Below are 14999 nucleotides of genomic sequence, written 5' to 3'. Positions count from 1 at the left end.
CGGGTGCGTGCCAGCCTGTAGCTCTAGAATCTCTGAGTTAAACAGCAAAACGGGGTGTTATGCAGTGCTCAGGGAAAAGTACCGCCCTCTATCATTGTCGAGGCAACCATTACCTACGAAAGTAGAGGCTCAACTTGAGCAACGTGTTTGTGATTGATAGTGACTACAAACCATTAAATCCAGTCCATCCAGCACGGGCAAGGCTTTTACTCACGCAAGGGAAAGCTGCTGTGTTTCGCAGATACCCTTTTACTATTGTGCTCAAACGGGTAGTTGAACAGCCAGAGGTGCAACCCTTGCGCCTCAAGCTTGATCCTGGAAGTAAAACCACGGGGATCGCCCTGGTGAATGAGGGCAACGGTAAGATTGTTTTCGCGGCTGAACTTGAGCATCGTGGGCACAAAATCAAGGGAAGCCTGGATGATCGTCGTGCGGTTCGCCGCAACCGACGTAACCGTAAAACACGGTATCGCAAACCGCGATACCTGAATAGGCGGCGTAAGAAAGGATGGTTGCCACCATCATTAGAAAGTCGGCTTGCCAACATCCAGACGTGGGTAGCTCGTTTGTGTCGCTATGCTCCCATTGCGGCCATCAGCCAAGAATTGGTCAAGTTTGATCTGCAATTGATAGAGAATCCAGACATAACAGGGATTGAATATCAGCAAGGAACATTGCAAGGATATGAGATCAGAGAATTTTTGCTGGAAAAGTGGGAACGCAGATGTGCCTATTGTGGCAAACAAAATGTTCCGCTTCAAGTCGAGCATATCCATCCACGTGCTCATGGTGGCACCAATCGGATAAGCAATCTTACGCTGGCCTGTGAGCCATGCAATACCGCAAAAGGCACCCAGGATATTGCGGTGTTTCTCACCAAGAAGCCTGATGTGCTCACGCGTATTCTGGCCCATGTGAAGAAGCCACTCAAGGATGCCGCAGCGGTGAATGCCACGCGTTTTGCGTTATTCGAACGGCTCAAAGCCGTGGGGTTACCTGTGGAGTGTGGCAGCGGTGGCTTGACCAAGTACAATCGCACCATGCGAGGATTGCCCAAAAACCACTGGCTCGATGCGTCGTGCGTGGGCATGAATACGCCTGTTACGCTATCGCACAAAGGAATTGTGCCCTTGCGCATCGCAGCCACAGGGCATGGGCGCAGGCGTATGTGCGTACCTGATGAGTTTGGCTTCCCCAAGCAGCACAAAGCACGCAAAAAAACCTTTTTGGGGTATCAAACGGGTGATATGGTCAAAGCCATAACGCCCAAAGGAACATTTGAAGGACGAATCGCCATTCGCCATCGGCCTAGTTTTCGACTTGGGAAGGTCGATATTCACCCCAAGTATTTGCGGTGTGTGCATCGATCTGACGGTTATGAGTATATTCAGAAAGGAGTGCGCCATGCTCCTCCCCATGTCTAAAGCCAGGGGTCCCCGCATGGCGCGATTTTATGATGGAAAGAACGTGGATAGCTTGACATACAGAATCCTTTCTGGCAGAACTTTGCGAAAAATTTATTTATATATAAATAAATTTTTCTCAATCTATATAGCAAAAGTCCACTATTTTGGTAAAGAATCAAAAAAGCAGGCGAAGCCGGGCATAAATGTGGAGATCTTCGCTGCTTAACATGGCTTTGCTACCTAATTCCTGCAAAGCAATATATTTTATATAAATAAGTTATAACGTCTTTTTTCGTTTTGTCAATATCAAAGTTAAAGAATATTAATAACTTAATTGTCTAAAAAGTAAAAATATGGGTGAAGCTACGTCAATGTTGCTGCTAACGATTAGGCAGTAATAAAGCGATTATTTTGTGCCCACATTTCGCACCCGTTTTTTTGAATGCAGGCTACAAGCCAAGTTACATTGCAGAGATACTCTTTATCTCTGCTTCCTGAAGCCGCTTGAAAAGTCAGACGAGAATTTCACTGCGGAATGTGGGATTAAGACAAAGTTGCACTATTTTGCCTCAGTAAACGAGCTAGATACGTTGCCCCAGTGGCAAAGGCTGAACTATATCGCACAAGAACATTAACCTTTTGACGAAAGGAGGCGTTGCTCACCTACTTACAAGTGGGACACAACTTGCTCTCCGCTTTATGCAATGTTACTAAAAAAGGCTTATAATAGGTGGTTAGGAAGAGGATATTCTACTCTTTATTACTCTTTGGTATGTGAAGAAGGCCGTAACAGTGTATACTGCCTGCATGTTGGTGACGCGATGAGTTGTATTGGCACGGCTGGCCATGTCGACCATGGCAAATCGACCCTGGTTGAGGCCTTAACGGGCATTGATCCCGATAGGCTTGTGGAGGAGAAAGAGCGAGGTATGACCATTGATCTTGGTTTTGCCTGGCTCAAGCTTCCTCATGGGCGCGAGGTGAGTATCGTCGATGTGCCTGGTCACGAGGCCTTTATTAAAAATATGCTGGCGGGCGTAGGCGGGATTGACGCGGCGCTGCTGGTCGTTGCCGCCGATGAGGGCATCATGCCTCAGACACGTGAGCACCTGGCGATCCTGGACCTCCTGCGTGTGCGCCACGGCGTGGTCGCGATCACTAAGGCGGACCTGGTGGATGAGGAGTGGCTGGAACTGGTACGCGAGGAGGTCGCGCAGCAGATACGCCCTACAACCCTATCAGGAGCTGCTATTCTCCCGGTGTCGGCCTACACTGGTCAGGGGCTGCCTCAACTCCTGGCCGAACTTGAGCGCCTGCTTGATGAGGCCGAGGCGCGCCAGGATATCGCGCGTCCCCGCCTGCCCATCGACCGCGTATTTACCCTGACCGGTTTTGGTACGGTGGTGACGGGAACCCTGCTCGATGGGAGTCTGCGCCAGGGACAGGAGGTCGAGGTGTTACCAGGAGGCCAGAAGAGTCGTGTCCGTAGCTTACAGATGCATAAACAGGGTCGCGACGTGGTGTATCCCGGCAGCAGGGTCGCGATCAATCTGCCAGGCATTGCACGTACGGAGCTTAAGCGTGGAGATGTGGTCGTCTTGCCGGGCCAGTTACGTCCGACGCTGCTGCTGGACGCGCGTATCTCGCTCCTTGCTGATGCTGAGCGTTCGCTAACTCATAATACCCAGGTGGAGTTCTACTGTGGCTCACAGGAGATTCCCGCGCGTGTGCGTCTCCTCGATACAGATGAGTTGCAGCCGGGCGAGAGCTGTTGGGCGCAATTGCGTTTGAGCCGTCCAGCGGTAACGGCTCGTCGTGATGCCTTTATCCTACGTATTCCCTCGCCCAGCCTGACGATTGGAGGTGGCGAGGTTGTAGACATGCATCCGCGCTATCATCGTCGCTTCCAGCAGCCCGTGCTGGCAGCTCTGGAGCAACTTCAGCAGGGAACGCCAGAGGAACTGGTGCTGGCAGCTCTGGATAGGCGAGCCATTGCCGCGCGCGCTGGTCGCACAAAACAAGGTGAGGCGAGTCGTCTGGAGGTCAGGACATTGATCGGGCTACAGGGATATGAGCTGGCGGAGGTTGCACGTTTAGCGAATCTTGCCGAAGATGTGACATGGCAGGCGCTCAAGTCGTTGTTAATAGAAGAGCGAGTTCGCCATATAGGAACGAAGGGCGTGGCTGGGGACAAGGATGAAGGCACTCGGGGACTCTGGTTCGCGCGTTCCATCTGGAATATCCTGATCGAAGAAAGTAGTCGCCTGCTTGCCAACTATCACCGCCAATATCCATTGCGGAGTGGGTTGGCCAAAGAGGAGTGGCGTACACGCTTGAATCTTTCAGCAAGGCAGGTAAACGACATCTTTATGGCCTTACGTGAGGAGGGTGTGCTGGAACTGGCTGACCAGGAGACGAGTGCGTCGCGTCCTATGAGCTTGCTACGGATGCCTGACTTCAAGCCAATGTTTACGGATGCGCAACAGCGCCAGGTTGAGGTTTTGGAGCGGGCTTTTCGCAAGCAACCGTTTGCGCCACCAGTGCTGGGAGAGGCTGAGAAACTGGCGGACCCTGAGGTGGTGGCGGCGCTGATTGAGAAGGGACGCCTGATCAAAGTGAGCGAGAGCGTGCTCTTCCTGCATGAGACCTATGACGAGGCCGTCTCTAGATTAGTGCGCTATATGATCACGCATGAAACGATGACTGCGGCGGAGGCGCGTGATGTGCTGGATACCAGTCGTAAGTATATCGTGCCTCTGCTTGAGCACCTGGACGTACTACGCATAACGCGTCGTGCTGGCGATGTGCGTATGCTGGCGAAAGCATGATATGTCAGGTAGGTGTGGTGTGTGCTAGCAGCCGCAGGCTGCTAGCACACACCACACCTCCTACCCCAGCTCGCGCCGCAGGCGCGAGCAGTCACGCCATAAAATGGAACACTATTTCCTAGTTTTGTGGAGAGTGTTCCATTCTGTCGCAGAATAGGTTACAATAAGTTGCACGATGTATACATGTACTGGCTGAGCCTGAAATCCCCGAGGCCTGCGCCCGGAGAGTCTGGAACGCCAATGTTGAGCCGTTGATTTGCGCCTTTGGGGCCAAAGGTGTCTCTTCTTTTCGTCTTTTTTGCATGTCTTCTGATCCGAAAACCCTGAGCGCGAAGCGCTAGTCACGCGAGTGACGTTGGGTTTCGGAATAATAGTTCGCAGTTGGTGCGAGCGTTGCGGCATGTGAAATTAGCTCTTTATATGACGAGCTTCTTTATCCCAAGCAGCACCTGGGGATATCCGTGGTGCCGCCTTCTGACTTCTGTGTTGCCCCGGTATGGTTGGCGACACAACTATTGCCTGTACAGTGCGGAGAACTATGCAAATCGAAGTTTTGGGTGAGCGATACCGACTACAAGAGGCCATAGGCCGTGGCGGCATGGCCACGATCTATCGTGGACGCGATTTGCACATGGAACGCGATGTCGCCATTAAAGTGCTGCGCGAGGTCTATAGCACCGATCCAAAGTTTGTCACTCGCTTCCAACGCGAAGCAAAGGCCGCTTCGTCCCTTCAGCATCCTAATATCGTACAGGTCTACGATTATGGTCAGAGCGATGGCAATTATTTCATCGTGATGGAGCTGATCGAAGGGACCGACCTGCGCCGCTACCTGCGTTCGCGTGGTCTATTGGCCGTGGACCGGGCGATCATTATCGCGCACGATGTCGCTCTGGGTCTGGGTGCCGCTCACCGTCGCCAAATTGTCCATAGAGATGTCAAACCCCAGAATGTGCTTGTGGGACGTGATGGCTCGATCAAGCTTACCGATTTTGGTATCGCCAGTGTATACAAGGATATCAACGCCGAGCGTCTGACAACGACTGGTATGACGCTGGGAACCGTACAATACTATGCGCCAGAGCAGGCGCAGGGCGAGATCGTGAGCCCTGCCGCTGACGTCTATGCCCTGGGCATCGTCATGTACGAGATGTTGACGGGGCGGACGCCTTTTGATGGCGATACCCCTGTCGCGGTGGCTATGCAGCATATTCAAGATACTCCCGTGCCCCCCAGTCATTTCAATCCTAATATCCCTCCAGCTCTGGAGGACGTGATCCTGCGCTGCCTGGAGAAGATTCCCGAGATGCGGTATCGGGATGGAAGCTCACTGGCGCGTGCGCTTGAAACACTGGGCCAGGAGGAGATTGGCCTCGCGCACGGTGTGACGCCAGGTAGTGTGTCAACGCCTCCCGCTGGCTCCAGTGGGTATGGTGCCGCTGTCTCGTCTCCTCGCTTAGGTGTCTCCTCGCCTTATGGACAGATAAGCTCGCCCAATCAGGGGGTGGCCGCGCCTGCCCAGGGCTATCCAGGCGATCAAATGCTTATTCCGGGACCCGCCACCGGTGATCCGATGATGGTCGCTGAACAAGGGACCGTGCCTTATACTGCGACCACCGGAAGTGGGACAACACGCCCCTTCCAGCGTGACGATTTAGCATATCCGTATCCAGGGCGTCCCCAGAATAACTCTCGTGCTGCTGGTTTTGTGACGGCGCTTATTGTGCTCGCCGCTTTGCTATTATTAGGTTTTAGTTTTTTCCTGGCAGCCGAACTCGGAGTTGTGCATATTCCTGGCCTGACGCCTGCGGCAACCTCGACGCCTGGACCAAATCTGGTGACGGTTCCCACCTTTACTAATCTGACCTTTGATGAGGCGCAACAACTCGCGCAGCAGAATCACCTTCAGGTCAAGATTATCAAGGGTCCCCAGGATGGCGTGGTATTGCATCAGTCATCCCAACCTGGCGATAAGATTGCCCCCAATATGGTGATTGGGCTGGAGATGCAGAAAAAGCCGACTACCCATACAGTGCCATCTGGCCTGCTTAAAAAGCCGCTCGACGTAGTGACGAAGCGTTTAAAGGATGCGGGCTTCACGGATGCGCAGATTTCGTCTCTTGATGCGGGCCCGGACGCGACACTCCCCCCAAATACAGTGATTCGTGTTGATCCACCTGAAGGGCAGACGGTGACTGAAGGTGGTGTGGTAGTTGTCTATGTTGCGAACCTGGGTGTTAATCCGACGCCCTCGCCAACTGCAACGGCGACGCAACAGCCGACGCCGACACCGACGAAGGCTCCAGCACCGACACCGACGCCGACACCAATTAAGACGCCGACGCCGACACCCCCCCCCCCACCGGCCGTAACGCCGACGCCATAAATGGCATAAGAGAGAGTGAAGGAAATGCCAGGAGCCGCTACTGATATATATCAATAGTGGCTCCTGGCATTTCCTTCACTCTCCACCCATGAAATCGAATTTATGGAAAGAGATTGAGGATGGTGGAAGTGGCGCTGGGAAGCCCCCGAAAACTCTACCTTTCTACGCCTTGCATAGTACATTTCGCGTTGCCTGTGCTATAGCCTGCCATGCGTGTGTGATATACTGAAATTGTAGTCGCGAATGTCTGAACAAGCGGCCTTTTTTGCTATGGAACAGTCACCTCTTCCTCGCGCTTGTTATTCTAAACCAGAGGATTTTTTGCTTATGATGAAACTTGATGGAGCCATATCGCCAGAGAATACACTCTTTGTATTGCTGTGCTTTGAGGGACCAGATATCTACTCGACGGCTGGCGGCCTGGGGACACGCATCGCTGAGCTCAGTGAAGCATTGGCAACGCAGGGGTATACGACCCACCTTATCTATATTGGCGATTCTCAGAAGCCTAGTGTTGAGCACCGTATTGAGGGGCGTTTGATTCTCAAGCGCTGGTCTCAATGGGTAAGCCAGTATTATCCCAACGGTGTCTATGATGGTGAGGAACAGAAGCTCTATGACTACAACGAGAGCGTTCCCTATCATATCTATAGTGAAATTGTGCGCCCCGCCGCCGCCGAAGGCAAAATGGTCGTGATTATGGGTGAGGACTGGCATACTGCGGAAGCGATGATGCGCACCTCCGATCTGTTGCACTGGTTTGGCCTGCGCCAGCGAACCCTTATGCTGTGGAATCTCAATAGCCTGATGTCGCTGCATCGTATCGACTGGGGACGCCTCAATTTTGTGACGACGCTGTGTACCGTTAGTAAGTATATGAAGCATAAAATGTGGAACTACAGCGTCAATCCCCTGGTGATCCCCAATGGTATTCCAGCGCGCTACTTGCAGCCAGTGGACCAGGACGCTGTGACGCGCCTGCGCGCCGTGGCCCGGCAAAATGACCCACGTCGTTTCTTCCTCTTCAAAATTGGTCGCTTCGATCCCGACAAACGCTGGATGATGGCTATCGAGGCTGCGGCCCGCTTAAAAGAGAGTGGTCATCCAGTAACGCTTTTTGTGCGCGGCGGTATCGAACCTCATGGCGCGGATGTGCTACGTCATGCCTATCATCGTGGCCTGGTCATTCGCGATATCGAAGCCAAGCGCCCCAACTTGCAGCAGTGTATCGACCTGATTGAGCAAGCTGGCCCCGCCGATGTCTACAATCTGCGCTTCTTCCTTCCCGAAGAGTTTGTGCGTGTGGCGTACGCCGCCGCCGATGCAACGCTTGCTAATAGCGGGCACGAGCCATTCGGCCTGGTGGCCCTGGAGGTCATGGCTGCGCAGGGTATCGCTGTGACTGGCTCTACCGGTGAGGATTACGCTATCTCCTTCGAGAATGCGATTGTGACTGAGACAGAGGATCCCGATGAGATTGTCGGTTATCTCCTCTACATGCAGCGCCATCCCGAGGAGCAGGAGCGCATTCGCCAGGGAGGCTATCGCACCTCCTCGCAGTTTGTCTGGGATCGTGTCATTGCCAATCTGGTGAGCAAGCTTGAGTTCCTGGCTCGCAAACAGAATGTGCCGCTGCTGCCAATACAGACAAATGTAGCTTTACATGCTCCAAGCGCGCCCCAGATTAGTAACACAAAGCCAGCTTCGCAGGCGGAGGAAAAGGTCGCGGAGAAGCATGGCGTCTAGTTTTGAGAGGACGGTTTTATGGTCGCGGATGTCGCGCTCTATACCGTAGTCCATCAACCTCGTCGTTTAAAACTCCCCGCGCAACCTATACCGCGCGGGGCCTCCCTTGAGGATATAGCTCGTTGTCTCTTCGACGAGGCGCTAAATGAGCGCTATTTTCGACAGGTTGCTCAGAACTGTTATTATCCAGCTACAAGGATGTTCCTGGACCTGGTTCGTCATGGCCTGCGTTTGTCTATTGGTTTCTCCCTCTCGTTCCTCCAACAAGCTCAGGCGTGGGAGCCATCCTTGCTGGATCTCTTCCGCGAACTGGTGGCGGAAGAGCGTGTTGAATTATTGGGAGTTGAACCCTATCATAGCCTGCTTTTCCTCTTCGATCTGCCTGCCTTTGAGGCCAGTATGCGCAAGATGGCTGAGGATCTTCATACAATTTTTGGCAAGCGTCCACACATTGTGGATAGCACTGAACTGGCTATGTCGGCCCCGCTATACAATGCTCTGGATGCCGCTGGTTTTCAAGGCGCGCTGATGGATGGGCAGGCGCATATCCTGGGCTGGCGTGACTGTACCTACCTCTATCGTTATGGCGACGAGGGAGCCTATGCACGCCCGATTGCCGCCAGGCGCCTGAGAGCGAGAGAAGAGCGTTCATCACATGCTCCGCTCTTGTTTGCCCGCCATCGCCAGTTGAGTGATGATGTCGGCGTACGCTTCAGTGATATACGCTGGTCCGATTTCCCCCTCTATGCCACCACATATGCCTCATGGTTAGCTCAGACCCCCGGTGAGCAGCTAGTGCTGGGCTGGGACTTTGAGACATTTGGTGAGCGGCATAGTCGCGGAAGCGGTATCTTCGACTTTTTGCGTGCCCTGCCAGGCGAGCTAGAGCACATTGGGATACAGACGCATACGCTAAGTGAGTTGGGCGAGCGTCACCTGGCGGGGGCATATTATCTGCCACTTCCAGTCACGCCAGCGCTACAAGGTGGCTCGCTCGATCCCGAAGGTGGCTCAGAGTATGTAGCAACCTCCGCGCAGCGGCGCTTGCTCCAGTTGATGAGTGCGGTTCATAATATGGCTCGCCTGACCGAGCAGCCCGCACTAGTTGATATTGCCCACTGGTTGAGCCAGGTGGATCACCTACGTTATGCCGATGTCAGCGCCCAGATCGCGCCGTTTCTTCCTCGTGAATGGCGGCACCTGGAAGTTCCTGAGCTAATCTATGAGCAACAGCAGGTATACCTGAACACACTGCACGCGATGGAGCCCTATCTTCCAGCCCGTGCGGCCCGTCGTGTGAAACCCCGCGCGCGTCCCTTAAAGAGGCAACACGCTCCTGTTGACGCTGATGTGCTCCAGGAGGAGGCTTCATTTGCGACGCCTAAACCTCGCCCCAGGAGGCGCCAGCGCGAGCTAGCTGCTCCTACCCCGACCCCGAAGAGCTAACAAAGAAGCCCGGCAGGTAACCTCCTGCCGGGCTTCTTTTTGTTTAACCTCATATGCAAGGTACTTTTTCAGATGCCTAAAAAGGAGATGTGGAGGATGTTGGGAGCCGCAGGCTCCCAACATCCTCCACATCTCCTCTAAAGCGAGCGCCGCAGGCGCGAGAAGTCATTCACGAATGCGCATATGATATTAGCTGTTGCCCAAAAGTAAGTATCAAGATATATCTGCTTTAAGTATATGATTATGCATAAGCTATGGTTAAAAATTGCTGTGCTTTACCATATTACTTTTCACCCAGTTGACGGCGGAAAATTGACGAGCGCATCCACATCGTTTAGACTCATTCCCAGTAGGTAGTTTATTGTAGTAATGAGGTAGGTTATGTCGCAATTTCGCTCTCTCCCGTCGTTTAGCCGTGTGGAAGGGACTTCTACGGATGAAGTGACGACTGAGCGCCCTATTCACACCAATGCTCTCTTCCCTCCCATTACATCCGCTGCCGCAGTAGATGGTGCCAATACACAATCGGTTTCTGCGCCCAACACTACTACCCTCCCACCTCAGTACACGAGATCGCTCGCCTCCACATTTCAGCCAGGCACTATGACAACGGGTCCGATCCAGCCTGCTTCGACACGTGTGCTCTACGATGTGGCAACGACGCAGGCCCTTGTTACCTCTGCCCTTCAGTCTGCACCCGAGCGGCAGACCGCCGCCGCAAAATATCTTGTAATCCCTGGCAAGAAGCCGAAAGCTTCGCGCCGGACGACCACGCTTCTGCCCGAGTCAGAGCGTCACACGGAAGACCTGAAGCCTGTGAGGAGGATTAACTCACAGCTCCGCTATGCAATTGTTCTAGGGGCGTTGTGCGGTGTGGTCCTGACCTCTTTGCTCTCCTTGACTCCTTTAGGTGGAGGGCAGACCAGTAATCCATTGACGGATCTTATGAACTTGGCTCAGTCACCAATTAATAGTTGGAACGTTCCTTCTCACCAGGAGGATAAAGCTGCCAATCCCCCACAATCGGCTGGCGTTCCGGCTGGTGTCCCATCACAGCTTTCGACCAATCAGTATGTGCAGATCGCACGTGAGGCTGCGGCGAAGTATGGGATTAATCCTGACTATTTTGTGCGCCAGATCTACTCCGAGAGCAGTTTTAATCCCAACGCCGTCTCGCCGGCGGGCGCGGTCGGTATCGCGCAGTTCCTTCCTTCTACCGCAGCGGGCCTGGGCTTCAATCCCTGGGACCCGGTGCAGGCGCTCTATGGTGCGGCCAAATATATGGCGCAGTTACGCGACCAGTGGGGCGGTGACTATGCCAAGGCCCTGGCCTCCTATAACGCAGGCTCTGGAGTTGTGCAGAACGCTGTCAATCAGGGCGGGGCGAACTGGATGAATTATTTACCCGCCGAGACGCGCAACTACTTGACCAAGATCATGGGCATTTAAAAGAACCCATACAAGAAAGCTGGCAGAGCATTCTGCCAGCTTTCTTGTATGGGTTCTTTTGCTCTCCTTGACTTTTTCCTGTGCTACAACATACAATGAATATGTCCATATGGAGATATACCGGTGTGGTATGCTGAGGTAAGAGGATGGATGGTATGCTCTACCCATCTTCAAGGGCGGTTCCTGCTTGTTCAATGTAGACGAGAAGGAGTGACGAGTCATGACTACCGCGATCCCAACGCTCCAGAGCGAGGAGGCTCTGCTGCAACGTATTCGCAAGCAACAGTTAATTGAATCGGTTGAGCATATGAGTCCGCTGTATCTTGAAGGGATCAAGCGTATCTTGACGGTCTCCGCCGATACTGAACTCATCAGTTCACCTGCCTACTATAATGCCGCTATTCACGCGCCCTCCCTCAATGCCTTCGGCTCGGCGATCTCGATTATCCAGGACGAACTAGGCCATGCGCATATCGCCTACCGCCTTCTACGCGACCTGGGAGTCAACACTGAAGAGCTAATCTTTGAGCGCGAGCCCGCCAAGTTTAAGTATCCCTATGCCTTTGATGTGCCGCTGGAGAGCTGGGTCGAACTGATCGTCGCGAATGCCTTCTATGACCGCGCGGGTTACACCCTCCTCAGCGATGTCTATCAAAGCACGACCTTTGGCCCCTGGAAGCGCGCCCTGCTCAAGGTTGATAAAGAGGAAACCTTCCACCTGCGGCATGGCGAGCAGTGGATGCGTCGCCTCAATAAAGATCGCGCAGGACACGAGTTGCTGCAAAACGCGGTCAATTGGATGTTTCTGTTGACGGTTGAGTGGTTTGGTCTCCCCGATACGATGAAAAAGCATACCGAGCAGCTGGAGTATGGCTTTAAGGGGCATAGCAACGACGAGCTGCGCCAGATCTGGATGTCGACCGCGGTTCCTCTTTGCGAGGAGTTGCAACTCAAGGTGCCAGCTCACTACGACGCTGAACAACAAAAGTATGTGATCGACTGTGCTTTTCCCGCTCATTTCGATGCCACGCATAAACGCTGGCTTCTAGAGGAGGGACCCTGTACCTGGAACGATGTACTGGTGCGCTGGAAGGCCAGGGGACCCAGCAATGAGCGCTTTGTGGCGATGATCCAGCGTGGGAAGAAAGCCATGCTGCGCCAACTGGAGCAAGAGCTATGACCACGATCTATCCCTCGCTCCAGGATCTGCCTCTCGATCATCCAAGCTGTCCCGCGCTCTGGGACGCGCTACGCGACGTAATGGACCCGGAGCTACCCATCAGCGTCGTGGATATGGGTCTGATTGTCGCCATTGAGCGGCATGGCTTGCACGTGGCTGTACGGCTGACCTTTACGGCTATGGGCTGTCCCGCGACCGACTTTATCCTTGAGGATGTGCGCGAGCGCCTATTACGCGAGCCGGGGGTTGAGCAGGTGGAGATCGAGGTGGTCTGGGACCCGGCCTGGACGAAGGCCCGCTTGAGCGAGGAGGGAATCGATATTATGCGCACCTGGGGAGTCTCCGCATGAATACGTCAATAGAGAACAGGCAGGCGGAAGAGAGGCATGCTCGTCGCGAGGCGCTCAATGATACGCGGGTCTGGTGTGTCTACGCCCGCCGCAAGTATGAGGAGCCACTGCACGAGATTGGCAATGTCATGGCAGATGATGTCGAGCTGGCACGTGTGTATGCCCGCAGTATCTATGACGAGTTCGGCTGGATTGAGATGGTGCTGATCCCGCGTGACTGTATTGTGACGGTTATCGCATCGTAATTGCAGGATCCTCAGACGGATCGAAGAAATAGTCTATTAGCTCAGCAGTCGCGTCCCACATCCAGCCTAGATCTGCAAGAAGAGTATGACAAGGAAAAAAACAAATACGTCAAGTGTTTTTGTCTAGGAGCTTGTTTCTATTATGACGACAACCATGCGTACCGATCATGCGGCCCTCTTCGCCGTGCTCTCATCGCTGGCTGATAACAAACAGGCCATTGGCCGTCGCTATGCCTTCTGGTGCAATGGCGCGCCGACGCTGGAGGCGGCTGTTGCGGCGGCGGCGATGACGCAGGACGAACTGGGGCATGCGCGCACACTCTATCCCTTGCTAGCAAACTTCACCCAGGCGCAGGCCGATCTCGCCCAGATTGAGCCGGAGACGCGCACGCTCAACTATGCGCTCTCCTTCCTGGATCATGATTTCGCGGGCTGGAGCGATTTTGTAGCGACCAACTTCCTGCTGGATACCGCGCTGACAACCTTTTTCGTGGCTGCGCAACGCTCAACCTATGAGCCGCTAGGCGCGCGCGCGCGCAAAATTTTGTTGGAAGAGCGCATCCATGCCGCGCACGCCGATGGCTGGGTGCGACGCCTGATGAAGGCTGGTGGCGCGGTACGAGCGACAATGTCTGCCTCTCTCCTGGGACTCTGGGAGGAGACGCTCTGCTGGTTTGGCCCCGAGGATGATCCCGCGATGCAGCGCCTTCACCAGGAAGGCATCATTGACGCCACACCTGATGCTTTGCGCGCCCGTTTTCTGCACACGATTATGCCAACCTTGCAGGCCGTGGACTTTGAGATGCCAGTCGCCTTTGACTCAGAGAACAAGACCTGGCGCGTCACGCAAGCGCTGCCCTGGGGGCGCTGGGACGCGGTGGCGCGCCGTTTGCGACCGCAGGGGCAAGGAGCGCAATGATGAGGCAGTTTCAGCCGGATCAGGCAGTAACGCAATCATTCTCTGCCGCTCAAGACCAGCGCGAGAGCGCGGTCGCCTGCCCCTTCTGTGCTTCGACACAGACTGAACTTGATGCCCTGTTCGGCCAGCAACTGCTGACTGTGCAGTACTACTGCCACGCCTGTCATACGCCTTTTGAATATATTAAGGACGATGCTGTCCTCTACGACTATGTTGAGCGAAAGGATGAACTACTATGACAACCACTTCCGAGCGCATCCTGGTAAACTATGCTGTCACCGATGGCGTCGCCGTCATTGAGTTGAGCAATGCACCAGCCAACACCTATAGCTATGAGATGATGCGCCAGTTGGATGAAGCAATCTTACAGGCCCGCTTTGACGAGAACGCGCATGTCATCGTGATCCGGGGCGCGGGTGAACGCTTCTTCTGTGCGGGAGCCGAGATCAGCATGCTCAATTCCGTCTCCCCCACCTACAAATACTATTTCTGCTTGCATGCCAATGAGACCCTCACCCGGCTGGAGCAGACGCCCAAGCTGGTGATTGCCGCGCTCAATGGGCATACCGTTGGTGGTGGTCTGGAGATTGCCCTGGCCTGCGATATTCGTATTGCGCGCCGTGGTGCGGGCCAGGTTGGCCTGCCCGAGATCAACCTGGGTGTGCTGCCGGGAACGGGTGGCACGCAGCGCATGGCGCGTGCTCTGCCCAAGAACAAGGCCATCGAGTATATGACCGAGGGCAAGCTGATGAGCTTCGAGGAGGCACAGGACCTGGGCCTGATTAACTATATCTACGACTCCGAAGGCTACTGGGAGAAGGTCCTGGAGTATGCCAAAACCTTCTGCCCACCGAATAAGGCCTCGCGTACTGTTGGGCGTATCAAGCGCTCCGTGCAGTCTGGGTCTGAGGTCGCCTTCTCCGAGGCCCTGGCCATCGAGCGCGAGTTACAGCAGCTCTGCTTCCAGAGCGAGGATGCCAAAGAAGGCATTAGCGCCTACATCGAGAAGCGCAAGGAGCGCAACTTTACCGGGCGATAAATTCT

General features: G+C 54.3%; 12 protein-coding genes. All 12 read left to right on the top strand.

Annotated elements, in window-relative coordinates:
• Positions 1–134 precede the first annotated feature (134 nt).
• A complete protein-coding gene (gene iscB / locus KRAC_RS14365; RefSeq protein ID WP_007908111.1) occupies positions 135–1424 on the top strand; it encodes an RNA-guided endonuclease IscB in 1290 nt (429 codons plus the stop codon).
• Between the two features lie 803 nt (positions 1425–2227).
• On the top strand, positions 2228–4234 hold the full coding sequence (gene selB / locus KRAC_RS14355; RefSeq protein WP_007908106.1) for a selenocysteine-specific translation elongation factor: 2007 nt from the start codon (positions 2228–2230) through the stop codon (positions 4232–4234).
• A gap of 538 nt (positions 4235–4772) precedes the next feature.
• Entirely contained in the window at positions 4773–6620 is a 1848-nt protein-coding gene (locus KRAC_RS69095) for a protein kinase domain-containing protein (RefSeq protein ID WP_007908100.1), read from the top strand.
• Positions 6621–6947: 327 nt separating this feature from the next.
• Positions 6948–8366, top strand: a complete 1419-nt coding sequence (locus tag KRAC_RS14345; RefSeq protein ID WP_007908099.1) for a glycosyltransferase family 4 protein — start codon at positions 6948–6950, stop codon at positions 8364–8366.
• Between the two features lie 18 nt (positions 8367–8384).
• Entirely contained in the window at positions 8385–9812 is a 1428-nt protein-coding gene (locus KRAC_RS14340; protein ID WP_007908098.1) for a glycoside hydrolase family 57 protein, read from the top strand.
• A 381-nt stretch (positions 9813–10193) separates the two neighbouring features.
• Entirely contained in the window at positions 10194–11261 is a 1068-nt protein-coding gene (locus KRAC_RS61585) for a lytic transglycosylase domain-containing protein (RefSeq protein ID WP_007908097.1), read from the top strand.
• Positions 11262–11481: 220 nt separating this feature from the next.
• Positions 11482–12441 carry a Phenylacetic acid catabolic protein gene (locus tag KRAC_RS14330; protein ID WP_007908095.1) on the top strand — a complete coding sequence of 320 codons (960 nt, stop codon included), beginning with the start codon at positions 11482–11484 and terminating at the stop codon, positions 12439–12441.
• Entirely contained in the window at positions 12438–12791 is a 354-nt protein-coding gene (locus KRAC_RS14325; protein WP_007908094.1) for a metal-sulfur cluster assembly factor, read from the top strand. Before KRAC_RS14330 ends, KRAC_RS14325 begins: the two co-directional genes overlap by 4 nt.
• Positions 12788–13036, top strand: coding sequence for a hypothetical protein (locus tag KRAC_RS14320; protein WP_007908092.1), 249 nt, complete (start codon positions 12788–12790; stop codon positions 13034–13036). Before KRAC_RS14325 ends, KRAC_RS14320 begins: the two co-directional genes overlap by 4 nt.
• A 142-nt stretch (positions 13037–13178) precedes the next feature.
• A complete protein-coding gene (locus KRAC_RS14315) occupies positions 13179–13955 on the top strand; it encodes a 1,2-phenylacetyl-CoA epoxidase subunit PaaC (protein WP_007908090.1) in 777 nt (258 codons plus the stop codon).
• Complete coding sequence (locus KRAC_RS14310) at positions 13952–14194, top strand: PaaD-like zinc ribbon domain-containing protein (RefSeq protein WP_157506441.1); 243 nt, start codon at positions 13952–13954, stop codon at positions 14192–14194. The genes KRAC_RS14315 and KRAC_RS14310 overlap by 4 nt, the downstream gene beginning before the upstream one ends.
• Positions 14191–14994, top strand: coding sequence for an enoyl-CoA hydratase/isomerase family protein (locus tag KRAC_RS14305; protein WP_007908087.1), 804 nt, complete (start codon positions 14191–14193; stop codon positions 14992–14994). The genes KRAC_RS14310 and KRAC_RS14305 overlap by 4 nt, the downstream gene beginning before the upstream one ends.
• The last annotated feature ends 5 nt before the right edge of the window (positions 14995–14999 follow it).

Source organism: Ktedonobacter racemifer DSM 44963 (genome assembly GCF_000178855.1).
GTDB lineage: Bacteria > Chloroflexota > Ktedonobacteria > Ktedonobacterales > Ktedonobacteraceae > Ktedonobacter > Ktedonobacter racemifer.
This window is presented reverse-complemented; position numbering and strand designations above follow the sequence as displayed.

What these genes read in the sequence shown, in the direction of transcription:
- KRAC_RS14340 (WP_007908098.1), top strand. Translation starts at nt 8,385, where the DNA reads ATGGTCGCGGATGTCGCGCTCTATACCGTAGTCCATCAACCTCGTCGT.
- KRAC_RS14305 (WP_007908087.1), top strand. Translation starts at nt 14,191, where the DNA reads ATGACAACCACTTCCGAGCGCATCCTGGTAAACTATGCTGTCACCGAT.
- KRAC_RS14315 (WP_007908090.1), top strand. Translation starts at nt 13,179, where the DNA reads ATGACGACAACCATGCGTACCGATCATGCGGCCCTCTTCGCCGTGCTC.
- selB (WP_007908106.1), top strand. Translation starts at nt 2,228, where the DNA reads ATGAGTTGTATTGGCACGGCTGGCCATGTCGACCATGGCAAATCGACC.
- KRAC_RS14325 (WP_007908094.1), top strand. Translation starts at nt 12,438, where the DNA reads ATGACCACGATCTATCCCTCGCTCCAGGATCTGCCTCTCGATCATCCA.
- KRAC_RS69095 (WP_007908100.1), top strand. Translation starts at nt 4,773, where the DNA reads ATGCAAATCGAAGTTTTGGGTGAGCGATACCGACTACAAGAGGCCATA.
- KRAC_RS14310 (WP_157506441.1), top strand. Translation starts at nt 13,952, where the DNA reads ATGATGAGGCAGTTTCAGCCGGATCAGGCAGTAACGCAATCATTCTCT.
- KRAC_RS14330 (WP_007908095.1), top strand. Translation starts at nt 11,482, where the DNA reads ATGACTACCGCGATCCCAACGCTCCAGAGCGAGGAGGCTCTGCTGCAA.
- KRAC_RS14320 (WP_007908092.1), top strand. Translation starts at nt 12,788, where the DNA reads ATGAATACGTCAATAGAGAACAGGCAGGCGGAAGAGAGGCATGCTCGT.
- KRAC_RS61585 (WP_007908097.1), top strand. Translation starts at nt 10,194, where the DNA reads ATGTCGCAATTTCGCTCTCTCCCGTCGTTTAGCCGTGTGGAAGGGACT.
- KRAC_RS14345 (WP_007908099.1), top strand. Translation starts at nt 6,948, where the DNA reads ATGATGAAACTTGATGGAGCCATATCGCCAGAGAATACACTCTTTGTA.